Annotated in this window: 16 protein-coding genes; 8 read left to right on the forward strand and 8 right to left on the reverse strand. The window is 37.4% G+C overall.

The genetic code is table 11. The annotated features are described in order from the left end of the window. Positions 1 to 168 precede the first annotated feature (168 nt). On the forward strand, positions 169 to 1242 hold the full coding sequence (locus tag AC6CH1_RS13165) for an NAD(P)-dependent alcohol dehydrogenase (RefSeq protein WP_498317921.1): 1074 nt from the start codon (positions 169 to 171) through the stop codon (positions 1240 to 1242). 100 nt (positions 1243 to 1342) lie between these two features. Here AC6CH1_RS13165 and AC6CH1_RS13170 read toward each other — a convergent pair whose 3' ends face one another. Both AC6CH1_RS13170 and uvsE read right to left on the reverse strand, forming a co-directional pair. Continuing rightward, positions 1343 to 2197 (reverse strand): polysaccharide deacetylase family protein, encoded by an 855-nt coding sequence (locus AC6CH1_RS13170; protein WP_498317923.1) that lies wholly within the window; start codon positions 2195 to 2197, stop codon positions 1343 to 1345. A 221-nt stretch (positions 2198 to 2418) separates the two neighbouring features. Further along, complete coding sequence (uvsE, locus tag AC6CH1_RS13175) at positions 2419 to 3384, reverse strand: UV DNA damage repair endonuclease UvsE (RefSeq protein ID WP_498317925.1); 966 nt, start codon at positions 3382 to 3384, stop codon at positions 2419 to 2421. Between the two features lie 301 nt (positions 3385 to 3685). Here uvsE and AC6CH1_RS13180 point away from each other — a divergent pair, with 301 nt between their 5' ends. Further along, on the forward strand, positions 3686 to 4195 hold the full coding sequence (locus AC6CH1_RS13180) for a DUF421 domain-containing protein (RefSeq protein WP_498317926.1): 510 nt from the start codon (positions 3686 to 3688) through the stop codon (positions 4193 to 4195). 269 nt (positions 4196 to 4464) lie between these two features. Next, positions 4465 to 5058, forward strand: a complete 594-nt coding sequence (locus AC6CH1_RS13185) for a hypothetical protein (protein WP_498317928.1) — start codon at positions 4465 to 4467, stop codon at positions 5056 to 5058. Positions 5059 to 5221: 163 nt separating this feature from the next. Here the strand turns inward: AC6CH1_RS13185 and AC6CH1_RS13190 are convergent, their stop codons facing one another. The 4 genes from AC6CH1_RS13190 to AC6CH1_RS13205 form a co-directional block, all read right to left on the reverse strand. After that, positions 5222 to 5839: a GGDEF domain-containing protein gene (locus AC6CH1_RS13190; RefSeq protein ID WP_498317930.1), complete on the reverse strand. Its 618-nt coding sequence runs from the start codon at positions 5837 to 5839 to the stop codon at positions 5222 to 5224. Between the two features lie 108 nt (positions 5840 to 5947). Further along, a complete protein-coding gene (locus tag AC6CH1_RS13195; RefSeq protein ID WP_251690249.1) occupies positions 5948 to 6421 on the reverse strand; it encodes a DUF2062 domain-containing protein in 474 nt (157 codons plus the stop codon). A gap of 283 nt (positions 6422 to 6704) precedes the next feature. Further along, positions 6705 to 7901, reverse strand: coding sequence for a M20 family metallopeptidase (locus AC6CH1_RS13200; protein WP_498317932.1), 1197 nt, complete (start codon positions 7899 to 7901; stop codon positions 6705 to 6707). A gap of 59 nt (positions 7902 to 7960) precedes the next feature. Then, positions 7961 to 9208: an MFS transporter gene (locus tag AC6CH1_RS13205; protein WP_251690247.1), complete on the reverse strand. Its 1248-nt coding sequence runs from the start codon at positions 9206 to 9208 to the stop codon at positions 7961 to 7963. A 234-nt stretch (positions 9209 to 9442) separates the two neighbouring features. Here AC6CH1_RS13205 and AC6CH1_RS13210 point away from each other — a divergent pair, with 234 nt between their 5' ends. The 4 genes from AC6CH1_RS13210 to AC6CH1_RS13225 all read left to right on the forward strand — a co-directional run bounded on the left by AC6CH1_RS13210 (position 9443) and on the right by AC6CH1_RS13225 (position 14767). Then, positions 9443 to 11266 (forward strand): helix-turn-helix domain-containing protein, encoded by a 1824-nt coding sequence (locus tag AC6CH1_RS13210; protein ID WP_251690246.1) that lies wholly within the window; start codon positions 9443 to 9445, stop codon positions 11264 to 11266. 159 nt (positions 11267 to 11425) lie between these two features. Then, a complete protein-coding gene (locus tag AC6CH1_RS13215) occupies positions 11426 to 11683 on the forward strand; it encodes a UDP-glucose 6-dehydrogenase (RefSeq protein WP_251690245.1) in 258 nt (85 codons plus the stop codon). A gap of 308 nt (positions 11684 to 11991) precedes the next feature. Next, positions 11992 to 13512, forward strand: a complete 1521-nt coding sequence (locus AC6CH1_RS13220; RefSeq protein WP_251690244.1) for an AbgT family transporter — start codon at positions 11992 to 11994, stop codon at positions 13510 to 13512. 61 nt (positions 13513 to 13573) lie between these two features. Next, positions 13574 to 14767, forward strand: a complete 1194-nt coding sequence (locus tag AC6CH1_RS13225; protein ID WP_498317934.1) for a M20 metallopeptidase family protein — start codon at positions 13574 to 13576, stop codon at positions 14765 to 14767. A gap of 99 nt (positions 14768 to 14866) precedes the next feature. Here the strand turns inward: AC6CH1_RS13225 and AC6CH1_RS13230 are convergent, their stop codons facing one another. Beyond that, positions 14867 to 15718: a helix-turn-helix domain-containing protein gene (locus tag AC6CH1_RS13230; protein WP_498317936.1), complete on the reverse strand. Its 852-nt coding sequence runs from the start codon at positions 15716 to 15718 to the stop codon at positions 14867 to 14869. Positions 15719 to 15904: 186 nt separating this feature from the next. On the opposite strand from AC6CH1_RS13230, the gene AC6CH1_RS13235 reads away from it, so the two are divergent. After that, on the forward strand, positions 15905 to 16471 hold the full coding sequence (locus AC6CH1_RS13235; RefSeq protein ID WP_251690241.1) for a hypothetical protein: 567 nt from the start codon (positions 15905 to 15907) through the stop codon (positions 16469 to 16471). A gap of 131 nt (positions 16472 to 16602) precedes the next feature. Here AC6CH1_RS13235 and AC6CH1_RS13240 read toward each other — a convergent pair whose 3' ends face one another. Next, positions 16603 to 17067, reverse strand: coding sequence for a hypothetical protein (locus AC6CH1_RS13240; RefSeq protein WP_251690240.1), 465 nt, complete (start codon positions 17065 to 17067; stop codon positions 16603 to 16605). Position 17068 lies beyond the last annotated feature (1 nt).

Genomic DNA, 17068 nt, shown 5'->3' on the forward strand with positions numbered 1-17068 from the left:
TTAGAGAGAAGGTTAAATCGCGTTTTTGAAGAAACATGAACCGAGATTGAAAACCTTCTACATGCCCCCATAAACTTGGCATTGTGAAACAAAATATTTAAGTATCTTTTAAGATAGTAAAAAGAGAACTGCTATTAAAAGAACTTAATACAAGGAGAGAATATCATTATGAAAATAAAAGCTGCAGTAACTCCTAAAACGGGACAACCTTTTGAAATCAGTGATGTTGAATTGCCTGAAATAGGTACAAAAGAAGTAATCATAAAAGTAGTAGCATCTGGGATTTGCCATACTGATGTTTCCGGGAGAGACACGGGTATGGTCAATCCACCCTCCGTTCTTGGTCATGAAGGCGCTGGAATTATTGAAGAGGTGGGGTCTGAAGTAACGGAACTGCAAAAAGGAGACCATGTGGTTGTCTCATTTGCAAGTTGCGGAGAATGCGATAATTGTAAAGCGAATCACCCTGCACATTGCAGAAATTATGCCGAACTGAATTTAAATAGTCATATTGATCAAGATACGAATACATTGGTGTCCAGATTCTTCGGACAATCTTCATTTGCGACATACTCACTTGTCCATGAAAGAAATGTCGTGAAAATTGACAAGGATATGGACTTGGCATTGGCTGCTCCTTTAGGCTGTGGGTTACAAACTGGAGCAAGCACTGTTTTAAATGTACTAAAACCTGAAAAAGGTAGTTCTGTTGCGGTATTTGGAGTTGGGGCTGTTGGATTAAGTGGAATTATGGCTGCTAAAATTGCAGGTTGCGAAAATATTATTGCCATTGATCTCCATGAAAATCGCTTAGAACTTGCGAAAGAGTTGGGTGCGACAGCTACTATAAAAAGTGGCAAGGATGTAAAGGTTGCGGAAATGATCAAAGAAATTACTGGTGGGACAGGAGTGCAGCATGTACTTGATACGACTGGAGTAGATATGGTAGTTGAACAAGCAATCCTATCATTAGATGCTTTTGGAAAAATAGCTACTGTTGTTACTGATTTTAGCCTTAATATACCTTTGGAAATCTTGGCACTAAAAGGCGGCAGCATTGTAGGAACAAGTCAAGGCGATGCCATTCCAAAAAAATTTATCCCGGAAATGATTTCTTACTATAAAAAAGGACAATTTCCATTTGATCGAATGGTAAAATTTTATGATTTTGAACAAATTAATCAGGCATTTGAAGAATCAGAAAATGGTTCAGTTATTAAGCCTGTTTTAAAAATGAAGTAAGAAAATGCACCTTTCAAGCAATTGTTGTTTGAAAGGTGCTATCATTTTTTTAATATTCTTGATAGTAGTACCCCATATAGTAATACAGGTAAATTCAGTTTTATTTCTCAAAAGGAATACTCAACAAATCTGGAACTGTGACAAATTCATAGCCTTGTTCTTGCAGTTGTGGAATAATTTGTTGGAGTGATAAGATTGTATTCGTTCGATCCCCAGACGATTCTGCACCATCGTGCATGAGAATAATCGCGCCTGGATGAATGCTGTCTACTACTCGCGATGCAATAACTTCAGGCGGATCTTCCTGCCAATCCAATGAATCAACATCCCAGGCAATTACGTAATCGTTCATGTTCCCAAGCTTTTCGACTAATTCATTGTATAGGAAGCCATAAGGTGGTCTAAATAATTTTGTCCGATAGCCAAGAATCTCGTTAAGAGCATCTTCCGTTTTCGTTACTTCCCTCTCAAGCGTTCCGAGGTCAGCTTCCTCGACAAGGTTAGGGTGGGCGTAGGTATGATTTCCGATTACATGACCCTCGTTTTGCATTCGCTTCACAATCTCAGGGTTAGCGACGGCTTTTGAACCTAATACGAAGAATGTTGCTGGGACATTGTACCGTTTTAATACATCTAATACATCATTTGAAAATCGAGAATCAGGACCATCATCAAAAGTCAGAGCAATTCGTTTTTGATCTGTAGGACCTTTTATGAAAAATATTTCTGGATACCGTTGTTGTAAAATTCTTAGGTCAACAGGCTGCTCAGGATCCTGCTCGGAATTTTCCGTTTCTGCTTTAAGGTCAGATAAGTCTCGTTCCGCATTTTCCTGTAAGTCAGCTTTCAACAATTGCCTTGCGCCATCTGCTGCATAAACGCTCAAGATAGCTGTTATAGAAAAACAAAATACAAACCCCGTAACCAACAACCACTTGATTATTCGTTCTTTCATCCATTCATCTCCTTTCTTTTTTATATTGATTCCCCTTTTAGAGAGGGCTATCCTAACTTAAATGTGTTTATATTTCTCATATTTGTTTAGCAAAGTAATTTTGAATGTTTGATCCCTTTTCATTCATAATCTCAGGTGTCCGGCGAAAAGGATGGTAATCGTCAAATAGCCCCAACACTAGCGGAGGTGGGGGCTTATTGTATATTTAGTGCCAGTTCTAATCACTTTAAATAAAAAGATGAACCATCAATGATTTCTACATCTTCACGAAGTTTTATTTCCTCCATCAAATGAAATAACGCTTCATCTTTCTTTTTTGCCTCAATCATACAATGTATTTCCGGTACTGTTCCTTTGATTTCATTTAAAAATCTGAAAAACATTTCTACGTCCACATAATCGGAATGATGGCGGAATTCTTTCTCGCTTTTAGGACTTGAAATATGCATTTTTATTGGCAACGGGGAATCCTTCCAAGTAGCGACAATTCGGTCCCACTTATCATTCCATTTTTCATTGTAATGATGAGCGAGATGGTGATGATAATCAAATACAAGAGGTATGTCTAATTTTTCACACAAATAGAGCGTATCATCAACTGTAAAAGAAGTATCATCATTTTCAAGGATAATCATCTTTTGAATGGCTCTTGGAACATCCATCCAATTGTCAACGAATTGCTCCAGGGAATTCTCGGTTTCTTTATAGTTCCCACCAACATGAAGAACACATCGGTGTGTCGGATCTGTTTTCATTCCCCTTAACAATAAATAATGCATCTTTAACGTTTTTATAGAGTTTTTGACTACTTCTGTTTTAGGTGAATTCACAACGACAAAATGGTCTGGATGAAAGTCAATTCGTATATTATGTTTTGTTGCGTACTCACCAATTTCAGTTAACTTCTCTAATAAGGGTTTTATATAATTCCAATCAGGCAGTTCTTCATGGTTAGCTAGAGGAATCAATCGAGAGGTTAACCGATAGAAATGAATTTCATTAAAGACATTATGTTTTAATAACCTAAATGTATTTTCTAAATTTTTCAGTGCAATCCGCTCTAATTTTCGTATGGCCGCTTCCCGATCCTTAATTTTTTGAAACTGTGTAAACGTCATCGTTTGAGAGGGAGAAGCATTTTTCAGCTCCATACTCATCGCAACATATCCTAATCGTACAATCGTCATTAATCCACCTCATCTGTAGTATGCATGGTTGTAGATAAATTTATTATCCAATACTGCATTCCAATGAAAATGAATCGTATTTTTTTATAATCAGATGACGATTTCCTTTTAACTCCAGCTAACCGAATTTTTTTAGGGAATGGCAAATTTGCATTTTTAGCTAAAAAGTATGGTGAGTGGGGTATATAAAAAGTAGATTCAGCAACTTAAGTAGTTAGGAGAATGTTTAATAAGAATCTATAACCTACTTTTTATGAATGCCTACTTAAGTTGCTAATTATTACAGAGAGGAGCTAGAAGCATGTTCTCGATAACATTGGAAAGTTTTATTCGAATTATCACGGTTGGCATTCTTGCTTATGTTGGTCTAGTCTTCTTTCTGCTGATTTCCGGGAAACGGTCATTAACCCAATTAAATGCTTTCGATTTAGTGGTAACAGTAGCCATTGGTTCTGTACTCTCTACAATTTTATTGAATAAAGATGTGAGCTTGTTAGAGGGGCTGTTAGCATTTGTCCTGTTGATTTTATTGCAATTCTTATTGACCTTCACATCTGTACGTTGGAAAAAATTCAATAAACTCATTAAGTCAGAGCCGAGCTTGCTCTATTTGAACGGTTCCTTTCTTAGAGAAACGATGAAAAAGGAAAGAATTAGCGAGGGCGATATACTCCAGTCTGTACGAAACGATGGAATTGGAGACTTAAAGGAAGTGAAAGCCATCGTTCTTGAAAACGATGGCAGCTTATCAGTTATTAATGGAGAACTGGGAAATACTTTGGCTGATGTAAGTTTAACTAGAGAAAGCTAACGATCTCCAGGAATTCAATGAGTGCCAAAATCCTTTATGATCATGGATTTTGGCACATTTCTTTTTTACAGACTATGGATAGATAATTCACCTATTTTGATATTAAAATAATGATCTAATCATTTCTTTCATACTGTTAATTACCTTCGGAGTTGTGAAGGTAATTAAAGTAAAAAAGAAGTAACAATTAGTTAATTTAATATCATGTTTAGAATTTATTGTTCCGACCAAACTAAGTAAATGACTTGGAATTTTGGGAGGTTAAATTAATGAGTAATAAGCAGTCGGTTTTAAGTGAAATTAAGCAAGCGCAACAACTACTGTCAGATAAAGCATGTATTGAAAATAACTTAATAGAACTTAAAAAGCCAGTTCCGATTTCCTTCATGAAATTATTATTAGTAAGTACCTTATCGATAATTTTATTAGTATTAGTTGATCTTGACGATGGCATTATATTTTATATAAGTACAGTGGTCATTATATCGACTTTTGTTTATTTATTTCGTAAAAGTGAAAAGTTAACAAATCAGAAGTTGGAAAATAATCAACACCAAATAAATGAATTGAATCAGAAGGAAACGGAACTAAACAATACTTTAAAAACACTCAATATAGGTCCGAAATATTTAGATTTGAACATACTGGGCAAATTTGAAAATTATCTAATAAACAACCTTGCAGATACATTAAAGGATTGTGCGATAGAATATGCGAGAGAATGTGAGCAAGAAGAACAAATGGCAGAGTTAAGGAAAATTCATGCTAAACAGGATGAATTACTTAGTGAAGTCAGTAGGATTAAAGAAAATAATGAAACGTTCGAAATTGAAGATTTTAAAAGAAGGATGAAGATAGATTAAAGTTCTAAAAATAAAATTCACGTTAAATTATAAAAAGGCATGTTTTGAAAGTTCGATTCAAAACATGCCTTTTGAAGTATAAATTTAGTGATATAAAAATTAGGATAAGAAGCGTAGATTGTTTCTCCATATAAGTTATTATTACGGAACAATCACAGCAACATCAATGTTCCTTCTTATCCCTATACATATAAGCATCCGCCTCTTGGACAAGCTTCTGAAAACTCTTTCCATGCTGAGGGTAAATCGCATATCCGACAGAAGCCTCGACATTTGGGAAGTTTCCGGCATTTTTCAGTGTGATTGCTTGCTGGAGTTCTTTGACATAGTTGTCAGCTGTATCTTCATTCAGATTGTCTACGACAACGACGAATTCATCGCCGCCCCATCTTGCAACTAAATCATGTTTCCCGACAAATGTATCCAATGCTGTGGTAACTTGCATGAGCAGTTCATCGCCTTTTTGATGACCGAATACGTCGTTTACTTCTTTAAATTTATTTAAATCGAGCATGATGACCCCTAATGATTGTTTTTTTATATCGCTTATTTTAGCAGCCTTGTGAAAGTGTTCTTCTACTGTACGGCGGTTATAGGCACCGGTTAACGGATCTCTTTCTGACAGGTATTTGACCTTATCAAATTGCTTGCCGGCCCACCATGCGATACTGAGGAAAATGGCTGTTAAAACAAAAAATGTCCAATAAAAGGGCAAAGCTAAATACTGATGATAGTAGAAATAACGGATTATATTAAATAAGAGAACGATTCCTGTTGCCAATATTCTTCCTCTGTAGGGCATGTTATCACCTTGCTTACTTCTATATTTTAAAAAGTAATTTTATAATATTCTCGAAATTCTGCCAAGTGAGTGTTGAGGATTTCAAACTCATCGAATTTTATTTAAAATCCTCACCCGGTACGCCTTGAACATAATATATACGATGATGTATATAAGAATCGAGGAAATCACTATATTACACATGGCCCCTGTTAAAAAGGTGAATCCGCTCGAATGGGAATTCACAAATCCAGTATACGTATGTTCAATCGCATCTATGTATTCTACTTCATCGACTTCTTCGACTTTAATAGTTCGGTCGAGTAGTAAGCTCCCGACTTTATAATTTAAAAAGAAAAGCAGAGGCCAAATAAATGTGCCTAGAACACCGCCGACAAGTGCGGAAACGGTATTCGCCTTCATGAGTCTTGCCATACCGACAGAAAGAACGGGGCCGAGTCCGAATGTAGGAAGCCAGCTAGGGATAAAACCAATCGTTACCCCTGATGCGACTTGATGGGGCCCCGACTTAAGCCGAAAAAGCCGGAGTAAATTATATTTAATGACGCGTGTTATTTTCATAGATGTCTATCCTCTCCAAGTACTTCGTCGCAAATGTAACAATCAATACCGAGGTGTCTCCTATAGACAGAATATACCGAACGTAAGAAAATTCTTATGCTATTGTATTAAAGGAATAAAATGTTTTATGAGGAGTAGATTGTAAATTATACAATATCTGTCTAAGTCGAACATTACAAGCAAAAGTGCCCCCTGAAAAATCAGGAGGGCACTTTTGGCTAACATTTAATAAAACAGTTGCATAGAGGCATAAGCGGGTAGTGTACTGGATCTATGCTTTTTTCTAATTTTCGTTTCCGTCACAGTAAGAAGCGATAACAGCAGCCATTGCTTTGGCGCTTATAACGAGGCTTTCTTCATTAATATCAAATTTAGGATGATGATGCGGATATGCTTCACCTGACGCTGGCATCGCACCGACATAGAAGAAACAGCCCGGTACTTTTTCAAGATAATAGGCAAAATCCTCTGAAGGCGGCAGTGGCGGTGTTTCTAAAACGGCCTCCACTTTAGGAATGTGTGCCAGCTCCAAAGCCTGACGTACATGTTCCGTTACTACAGGATGATTATTCAGAACAGGGTAGTCGTTGAGGTAGTCTAGATGACATGTGACGCCAAATGATTTTTCCAACCCTTCTGTAAAAGCACGAACTTCAGCTTCTACTATTTCCCGGGTTTCAGGGGTCATTGTACGAACATCACCTTCGATTGTCACGGAATCCTTTATCACGTTAAAAGTACCTTTCCCGTCCAGATTTCCAATCGTAACGGACGCTGTATCAAATGGGTTAATGCGGCGGCTGACGATTGTTTGCAGATTCATGACAAATGAACTTGCGGCAATAATTGCATCATTTGCAAGATGCGGGGATGATCCATGTCCGCCTTTACCTTGAACGACAAGTTTAAAATAGGATCTGCCTGTTTGCGTGTTGCCGCTTCTGTAATAAATATGACCTGTCTTCATGTTGCTCATGACATGGATTCCGATGATAGCATCAACGCCATCCAGTACACCTGCATTGATCATTCCGATCGCACCACCTGGAGGCGCTTCTTCAGCGGGTTGATGAATTACTTTAATCGTACCTTTTAATTCATTTTTAAACTCCGCCAACGTTTGCGCCAAAACGAGCATATAGGCTGTATGACCGTCATGCCCACATGCATGCATGACCCCTTCATTTTTTGAAGCGAAAGGCAGACCGGTTTCTTCCTGGATTGGCAACGCATCGAAATCAGCACGAATGGCAATTGTTTTTCCTGGTTTTGCCCCTTGAATCGTTACAACGACACCACGTTCTCCCCCAAAGTTTGTTTCAACCGAATCGACCGGAACATCAACATAAAACTCCTGAATATACTTGGCTGTCTGCTCTTCTTGAAAGGAAAGCTCCGGATGTTCATGGAGATAGCGGCGGATTTCAATAATGCGATCCTTTTTTTCATCTAATCTTTTCATTAAATTGTCTAATAACATTTGATAATCTCCCTATTTATAAAATGGACATGGCTGATCAATGCATGTCCATTCGGTATTTAAATCGTTTCTAAGTTTTGAGCTTCCTGCTTTCTTCCGCCCGAAGTAGGTCGATTCGGTTTTAGACCGGCTGCAGCGATGATTCCTAAAACGGCACAGGCAATGATGTACAGAAATGCAGAGGCATAAATTCCATCAAATACTTCAATTAAATAGCCCATAACCATTGGTGCGAGGAATGCTCCAATCATTCCGCCAAGATTAATCATTCCAAAAGTTGACCCAATCACATTTTTCGAGAATAATTTATGCGGAAGGCTGAAGATGATCGCTACAATTGGTCCGTGGAAAAGCATACAGATGGATTGGTAAATAATAACGAGAGTGACTGACGGCGCATTGAATAATAAATAAAGAGATCCGATCATGATGATGAAGCTTATAATCGCAAGGTATTTCTCTTTTCCCATTAATAAAGATTTAATCAGCTGCCCGCCGACGATAACTCCTATAGCACCAGCCAGAGCCGGGATGGATGTCAGCATCCCCATCGACATCAAATCAAGGCCTCTCACATCTACAAGATATGGCGGCATCCATGAGATAAGCCCCCAAATGACCGTACTTACGCCAAACCACATAATGGCCAACTGCCAGCTTGTAGGAATTTTTAACACATCTTTAAAGGATGCTTTTTGGACTGTTTCTTCCTCAACTAGTTCTACCTGCATATTTTGCGGACTTAAATAATACCAGAGTAGGGCTGCAACAAAGAGACCTAAAATTCCAATCGCGAAAAAGAGGTTTTGCCAGCCGATCCATACAAGTAACGGGGTGGCGATTAAAGGAGCAATCACACCTCCAAGTGAATTCGATGACATCATGATCGTTTGGGCACTTGTCCGTTCTTTCTTTGGAAAGACATCTGCTATTGCTTTTGAACTTGCAGCAGGATATCCGCCTTCACCAAGACCGAACATGAAACGAATAATAATCATCGACATTAAAGACCAGGCCATGCCGGTAAAAACGGTAAATAAAGACCATAAAACAATGGAGATCACAATGACCTTTCTGGAACCGAATTTATCGGCAAGCCACCCCCCAGGTAATTGCATTAATGCATAACCGGCAAAAAAACTACTCAGTACAACACCCATTACAGACGGACTAAGATTAAAGTCTTTTGCAATTTCCACAATTCCGACATTCATTGCCATTCTGTCAAGATAGGATAAACACCATCCTAAAAATAGCAGTGAAAGTATTATGTGCCTCTTTTTATTAGGAACTTGTTCATTTTTTATAAATAACCTCCCCCTGAAATTTACTCATCCAATGTGAATGTAGCTATATGAATATAAGAAAACGATTGGAATAAACAATTTTTCGAGTATGATAATTGTTTAATCAAGAAAAAGTAAGCGTTTTCTATATTCAATATTTATTGAATATTATATAATTTCAGAAATGTCGTGCACATGTGCAGACAAACAAAGTTATGGAGAGAAAGTTGTTGAATTCAACAAGGGGGAGAATGAATGGAACAAAATGAGGCGTTGCTCAAACAATTAAGTAGGGAAAATCAAAAAGCCCAAAACCATGTGGTGAATCTAATGGAAAGCTTTCGCGCAATTAATTCGACACTTGAATTGGATGAAGTACTTAAAAAAATTATGCAATCTGCATTGAAGATTGTCGAAACAGCAGAGGCTGGTTATATACAAATGTATGATGCGATCTCGGATAAGCTGATCGTAAAGACATATGTAGGTTTTAATGAAAACATTAAATTTTTTAAAGTTAACATAGGTGAGTCCATTACAGGAAAGGTGTTCAGGGATGGCGATATAAGGTTAATTATCTCAACGGAAGAAATTTATAATAGCATGGCAAATTTAAGTGAGGAGAATCTTGAATTCATTACGAAGGCTCACCAAAATAGCCCTACTATTAAATCCATTTTGTCTGTTCCTGTAGCACTTGGAACAAAAACGATGGGGGTTATGACATTTCACTGTTTTGATGTAGAAGATGGCCTAAGTGAAACGGATTTGCTACTTCTGCAAAGTTTCGCTTCCCAAGCAGCAACTGCGCTATATAATGCACAGCTTCACACGAAAGTTCAAAATAGCCTGGATGAAGTTACCCATTTATCAAAAAAGCTGAAAGAAACGAATGCGATGTTAGAGAAACGTACAGAAATTCATACGCACCTCACGAAGTTATCTGTTCAGAATAAAGGACTGGAAGCAATTATCCTGGAAATGAATAAGTTAATGGAGAGAAAGCTTGTCTATGCGGATTACCTTGAAGGAAATTACGTCCCCCAGCATATTCAACATATCGCTACCATTCTGGACGATATATTCTTGCTCTTTGCGAATAAAACTGAGGCTAGTTATGTATCAACGTACGATTCAGTTCAAATTGATTGCTATATTTATCCGATTCGGTCAGGCTCTGTTTTTTTAGGGTGTCTGATTGTAGAAGGGAACACCCCTCTATCACAACCCGATCAGTTGATTATTGAGCAAGGAGCTCTGACTCTCTCGCTTGAAATTATGAAGCTTAGATCCCAGACTGAAATTATGTACAAGAAAACCTATGAAACCTACCATCGTTTTTTGGAAATTAGAAATCTCCAGCAGGCTGAGCTTGTTGCGCAGGAGTTAGGAATTCATCATGATCATTTTCTCCAAATTGCTTTAATTGAGCTAGATGGAAATGCGGATTTGCTTTCACTTGAAAATGATGCACTGCTTCTTCTAGCACATCTAAAAGAGAAGTTACGTTTAGAGAACAGTCTTTTGTTTAGCTACAATAATAAAATTACCGTTCTATCCTTTACCCGAGATTCAGCTGGAGAAGGCATGATTACGAACATATTAAAAAACGGTATGAATTGGTGGAATGAGCGGTTTACAGTAGTAGCCCGGGGAGGATTAAGCACAGGACAATACTCTCCCGGCCAAGCTAAAGATTATCATATGAAAGCGGAAAAGGCTCTTCTTCATTTGAAAAAACAAAAGGAAAAAGGCCTTCTGCATTACCGGGATATTGGCATTAGTACGCTTTTTTTACATCATCCTGCTGAAGAAATTAACTCATTTCTAAGTGAAACGTTTTCTGTATTGTGGAATAACAATGAAACAAACGATGAACTTCTCCATACGCTTTTCACGTATATACAAAACAACCGTTCCATGGCAACGACGGCAAAGGAACTCCATATTCATACAAATACGCTCTATCATCGTATAAAAAAAGTTGAAGACTTATTAAAAATTGACTTCAACCATTACGAAGATCATCTAAAAGTACTGCTGGCTGTGTATCTTTATAATACCTTTATGACCGATTGACATTCAGTCGAAAGAGGCTTAAAACTTATATTTTTTATAATTCAGATAAAAATTGGCGATTCATTTTGTGAAAAAAAGGGTAATGGTAAGAAGCCGATTAATTAAAAAGCTTATCAAAGGGTGGCATCACGATACTAAACAGAAAAGGGGATATGGACTATGCTACAACTATTTTTTAACGACGATCATTTAATTTCAATTACGGGGGATCAGGATATTTTATCGAAAGTACCTGACAATTATAAGCATTACGATTTAATTAAAATCAGAAGTGAATTGGTTACTACAGAACATTTAGTAGAGGCTTTCGAATTTGCTTTACGTAAAAAGGATACAGGGGCAGTACATGCAGCGGCCTATTATGCTAAATTAAAAAATATGTACGTTCAGAAAAAACGTGCTCTCACTAATAATTAACATGAAGATGTGAGCTTGTTAAATGAAAATTCGTTTCTACATATGAGCATCACCATAAAATACGAAATGGAAAGCATGGGAAACATGGCACAACTGACGTGCCATGCTATCGCCAGGCTTTTTTTGTGTGCAAATTTGTTTTAGGGGAAATACAATCCCCTAGGAAAAAGCTTATCACCCAAAATACCCCTTAAATATACAAAATTACTATATAAATATAAAGAAAAATCTAAAAATTTGCATAACTCATTGCTATCTCCTTTATATTTTGCTATTCTTTTAAACATTAAACTTCTAGGGGGACGCATATGGAAAGTAAAGCTGGTAAGAAAAAATTGGTTGATAGGTTTCTTGACGGAATTGAACGAGCGGGAAATAAACTTCCGGACCCAGTTACGTTATTCGTTATTTTAGCATTTTTTGTTCTTGCGCTATCACTGATTCTATCAAAACTTGGGGTTTCTGCCGTTAAGCCAGGAACTGACGAAACAATCGAAGTGATCAATCTATTGAATCGTGAAGGACTCATTCAAATTGTTACAAACATGGTCAGTAACTTTACTGGATTCGCGCCACTTGGCATCGTGGTTGTAACAATGATCGGTATTGGGGTAGCTGAAAACAGTGGCTTAATATCAGCATTAATGAAAAAGACCGTTTTAAGTGCTCCTAAAAAAATCATCCTGCCTGTTATTTTATTTACAGGTCTTGTCGGGAATGTTGCCGCTGACGCAGCCTTCATTATTTTACCTCCAATTGCCGCCATGATTTTCATGAGTGTTGGACGAAATCCGCTAGTTGGGTTAATTGCTACCTATGCAGCCATTGCCGGAGGATTCAGTGCAAATATTATTATTTCGTCTTTAGACGTATTATTACTGGGCATTACACAAACTTCAGCCCAATTGGTTGATCCTACATATACCGGACTTGCAACAATGAACTACTACTTCCTGATCGTTTCGACATTTGTATTAGTTGTTGTCGCAACTTGGGTAACAGGTAAATTCGTAGAACCTCGCTTTGGTAAGTACGGCGGGAAAATAGAAGTGGCTGAACCACTGACAGCTTTAGAAAACAAAGGGCTTCGCTGGGCAGGGGTTGTTACATTAGCATACATCATTTTAATGGCGATTTTGGTAGTACCGGAATCAGGGCTACTGCGTAATCCGGAAGATAACGGCTTTTTAAATTCACCGTTTATGACGGGTATTGTACCAATTATGCTGTTCTTCTTCTTACTACCGGGCTTAACATACGGTATCGTTACGAAAAAAGTGAAATCGGACCGTGATGTAGCGGAACAAATGTTTAAATCAATCGGTGACCTTTCTTCATTCATCGTATTGGCATTCGTAGCAGCACAAATGATTGCCTATTTCGGATGGAGTAACATTGGACCGATCTTAGCAATTAAAGGCGCAGAGTTTTTACAAAATATGAACTTTACCGGCGCACCGATGTTTATCGGGTTCATTATTATTTGTGCATTCATCAACTTACTGATCGCAAGTGCATCGGCTAAATGGGCATTACTTGCTCCGATTTTCGTACCGATGTTCATGTACTTAAACTACTCACCGGCTGTTACACAAATGGCGTACCGTGTAGGGGATTCGATTACGAACCCGATTACACCGATGCTTGCATACTTTGCGATTTTACTGGCATTTGCTCGACGCTATGACAAAAATATCGGAATCGGTACGTTAATCTCAGCGTTACTGCCTTACTCAGTATTCTTCGCAATTATGTGGATTATTTTATTCGCAATCTGGTTCTTACTTGGCCTGCCATTAGGACCTGGCGACGGCATTTACTTGAAATAATAGTCAGGATACACGAATATCATTTGAAAAACAGACAACTTAGAAAATGGGGATGGAAAACATGACGAATATTTTTGACATACTGGAACAGCATTATGATGAAATGGTAGCGATCCGTCGTTACTTGCATGAAAACCCGGAGCTTTCACATGAAGAGGTGGAGACGCCAAAATATATTGCGGAATACCATCGTGCGCTTGGACATGAAGTGCGTGAAGGGGTAGGGGGACGTGGCGTAGTGGCTACATTACGCGGTGGTCAACCTGGTAAAACGGTGGCATTACGTGCTGATTTCGATGCACTGGCAATTCAGGAGCAAAATGATGTCCCTTACAAATCGAAGGTGGATGGCCGAATGCATGCATGCGGTCATGATGGGCATACAGCGTCACTCCTTGTATTGGCAAAGGCACTGAACAAAATCCAGGACGAAATTCAGGGGAATGTTGTGTTCATCCACCAATTCGGTGAAGAAATTGCGCCGGGTGGAGCGATTGCGATGATTGAAGACGGCTGCCTGGACGGAGTAGATGTCATTTTCGGACAGCATTTATGGGCACCGGTAGAGTATGGGAAAATTGCTGTATGCGAAGGTCCGTTAATGGCTGCAGCAGATGGCTTCTACATTACGATTAAAGGAAAAGGCGGACACGGGGCGAAACCACAGGAAACGAAAGATTCGATTTACATCGGGTCACAATTTGTTGTGAATGCCCAACAGCTTTTAGGCAGACGTATTAGTCCTGTGAAACCGGCAGTTATTTCGGTATGTCATTTTGAAGCGTTAAACCCATTTAACGTCATTGCCGATTCGGTAAAAATCAAAGGAACGGCACGTGTATTTGATGAAGAAACGCGTGACCTGATTGAACGTGAGCTGGAAGATGTTCTGAAGGCGGCTTGCTTGGTGATGAAGGCCGATTACGAATACAATTATGTGCGCGGATATTCGGCTGTTATTAATGACCGGGAAACAACAAGATTCTTTATCGAACAGGCAAGACAAACGCCGGGTGTTGAGGAAGTGGTTATTTGCGAACCGGAAATGGGCGGAGAGGACTTTGCCTACTACTTAGAAAAAGTACCGGGAACATTTTACTTCACAGGTGCCCGTGACCCTGAGAAAGAAGAAGCGTACCCGCACCACCATCCAAAGTTCGATATCGATGAGCGTGCACTTCTCGTTGCAGCAAACACACTTGCAAAGGCGACATTAGAGTATTTAAAGAAGCATGCTGTGAGTCGTGTTATATAAACATTGAGCAGTTAAGGGACATAACATAGTTTTGTGTTATGTCCTTTTCTTATGTACAATTGGCGGTAAAATAAATAGGGAGAGAGACATTTCATAGTATCAACTAATAAATTGTCTTATTTCATTAGACAGTTTCTGTACTAAATCATCTTCTTCTATTGCTAGTAACAATTGATTCCCTTTATCTATCCACACATTCCCTTGCTGTTTTAGACGGTTTAAACAGACCCCTTTACGAATATAACAAATCGCTAATTGAATATAGGTCTTTTCAGTTCTACAAATAGTTATTGCCTCCTCTAATTCATCTATTGCCTTTTCAAATTGTTCCTCTTTCATTAACAAATACGCAATATTAATAAACATATTAATTCTAATACGCTGAAGTCTAAATAGATTTCCATACTTTTCAATCGATAACTCCACTAATTTTCTTATTTCAAATATGGTTTCTAATGGGAAAATGAAAAGAATTGAATTCAGTAGATAAAGATCCATCACATACAGCATATTCCGCTTAGAAACTCTTTCCCACACTTTATTGGCAGATATACTTGCTTCAGTAAAATCCTTCTTTTCCAACAAAGTAAGGAATGCTTGGCATAAATAATAAATTTCTTTAATTAAATAATCTTGTGTTTGGTGTTTTTCTAAATACTCTTTGGCTAACTCATTAACTTCTAGTAATACTGTCTCATCATTATAGGACATGTAAAAAAAGCGATGAATAATTTCGTCTCGTATTGTAAATTGATAGTCATTTTGGAGAAATTTAAATTCTTCTAAACTCATATCAAGTTTATTTAAAATATTCAGGAACACAGATGCACGAATTTCTGTTCTACCTAGTTCAAACTTTGAATAAGCACTTTGGGTCATCAATGAATCTAATACGTAATTTTGAGATAAGCCTTTATTTCCACGGATTTCTTTTACTAATTCACCTAACATATATTAACCTCCCTAAATAAGTCATTTTTGACTATTTTTACAACTAAAATCTCCCTTATATTATCATACTGATAAAGGAGGTGAAGTTAAATTATGTACGAAGTGATGAGCGTTTTATTAGATATATGGTTAATTGGAGTAGGACAATAAAAATTTTACATTTAAATGATGGGGAGGATATTTAAAATGAAATTTAAAAAACTATTAGCTTGTGGTATTGCTACAAGTATTCTTTTCTCTACTTATGGAGGAGCTGTATCTGCCGCTACATATAAATCTCCAACTATTATTCAACATCAACAAAGTGAAGTTGATCAACTAGCAGGAGATTTAGAAGTTTTATTTACAGAATATGCATATCTTGACGGGGATCGCTATGTCCTTGACACTGAATTAGCCGCAGCATACTTTGGACAAGAAAATATTGCTGCTTTATCAGCTTTCATTAAATTAGTAAATGGCGAACAGCTTACTGAAGAAGATTTAATTGGGATTCCAGCTCCTGCATTTATGGCTGGATCCAATGGGACAGGTATGATTAGTGCAAATTCATGGGCAAGTTGTGTTGGAGACAGAATTTTAGAGTTTACAGGAATTGGATTCTTGAGTGGTGGAATGTGGGAACTAATTGAAAAGAAAAACTGGAACTTACTTGCTAAGGAACTAGTTAAGGTTGCAGGTAAAAATGCAATTAAAGGTGGCGCAGTGGGGCTAGCTGCTAGTTTAGCTTGGTTCTCAGTTGCATGCTTATAAAAATGAAATACTAATTTTTTTGTGTACTAACCTAATAATATAAACAACAACCCTATAAGATGGAATATCTTATAGGGTTTTATAGGGGAAAAGAGGGATAACAAGATATTGTTTAAATCAATTTTTATTGTTTAACCAAGATTTCTATTCTTTTTATAAGATAACTTAAGTGATAACCAATTGATGATCATAAGAATAATTGCAGCAATAAGCGCGACACCCAATATTTCAGTAGTTTCTTTAAGATCGGTTGGGATGCCCTTGAAAATTAATGTCAGCAATGCGAACATCACAAAAAACTTAAATGAGTTTTTTACTAAGCGTTTATTTTCTTTAGAATAGTCCGTACTTGTAAAGATTGCGGTATATTCAATACCGGATAAAATGTATCGAATTAAAATATAACCTGCAGGAATTACTATGTTTATAAAGGCAAAGAATTCATTATTAATAAAATCTTTATTATAGAATTGAATGGAAATTAATAAAAAGAAATTAACTATAATTACTAATAACAAAGCTTCACTGAAAAAACCTTTAATTTTATTTCTCTTATACTCATCTGACGGTAAAAAGAAAAGTAATGAATTTTTCATA

It is taken from the genome of Solibacillus sp. GQ1 (assembly GCF_059758555.1).

Excerpts from the sequence above, each read along its gene's own strand:
- AC6CH1_RS13235 (WP_251690241.1), top strand. The coding sequence starts at position 15,905 with ATGAAATTTAAAAAACTATTAGCTTGTGGTATTGCTACAAGTATTCTT.
- AC6CH1_RS13170 (WP_498317923.1), bottom strand. The coding sequence starts at position 2,197 with ATGAAAGAACGAATAATCAAGTGGTTGTTGGTTACGGGGTTTGTATTT.
- AC6CH1_RS13185 (WP_498317928.1), top strand. The coding sequence starts at position 4,465 with ATGAGTAATAAGCAGTCGGTTTTAAGTGAAATTAAGCAAGCGCAACAA.
- AC6CH1_RS13225 (WP_498317934.1), top strand. The coding sequence starts at position 13,574 with ATGACGAATATTTTTGACATACTGGAACAGCATTATGATGAAATGGTA.
- AC6CH1_RS13220 (WP_251690244.1), top strand. The coding sequence starts at position 11,992 with ATGGAAAGTAAAGCTGGTAAGAAAAAATTGGTTGATAGGTTTCTTGAC.
- uvsE (WP_498317925.1), bottom strand. The coding sequence starts at position 3,384 with ATGACGATTGTACGATTAGGATATGTTGCGATGAGTATGGAGCTGAAA.
- AC6CH1_RS13230 (WP_498317936.1), bottom strand. The coding sequence starts at position 15,718 with ATGTTAGGTGAATTAGTAAAAGAAATCCGTGGAAATAAAGGCTTATCT.
- AC6CH1_RS13210 (WP_251690246.1), top strand. The coding sequence starts at position 9,443 with ATGGAACAAAATGAGGCGTTGCTCAAACAATTAAGTAGGGAAAATCAA.
- AC6CH1_RS13240 (WP_251690240.1), bottom strand. The coding sequence starts at position 17,067 with ATGAAAAATTCATTACTTTTCTTTTTACCGTCAGATGAGTATAAGAGA.
- AC6CH1_RS13200 (WP_498317932.1), bottom strand. The coding sequence starts at position 7,901 with ATGTTATTAGACAATTTAATGAAAAGATTAGATGAAAAAAAGGATCGC.
- AC6CH1_RS13195 (WP_251690249.1), bottom strand. The coding sequence starts at position 6,421 with ATGAAAATAACACGCGTCATTAAATATAATTTACTCCGGCTTTTTCGG.
- AC6CH1_RS13180 (WP_498317926.1), top strand. The coding sequence starts at position 3,686 with ATGTTCTCGATAACATTGGAAAGTTTTATTCGAATTATCACGGTTGGC.
- AC6CH1_RS13215 (WP_251690245.1), top strand. The coding sequence starts at position 11,426 with ATGCTACAACTATTTTTTAACGACGATCATTTAATTTCAATTACGGGG.
- AC6CH1_RS13165 (WP_498317921.1), top strand. The coding sequence starts at position 169 with ATGAAAATAAAAGCTGCAGTAACTCCTAAAACGGGACAACCTTTTGAA.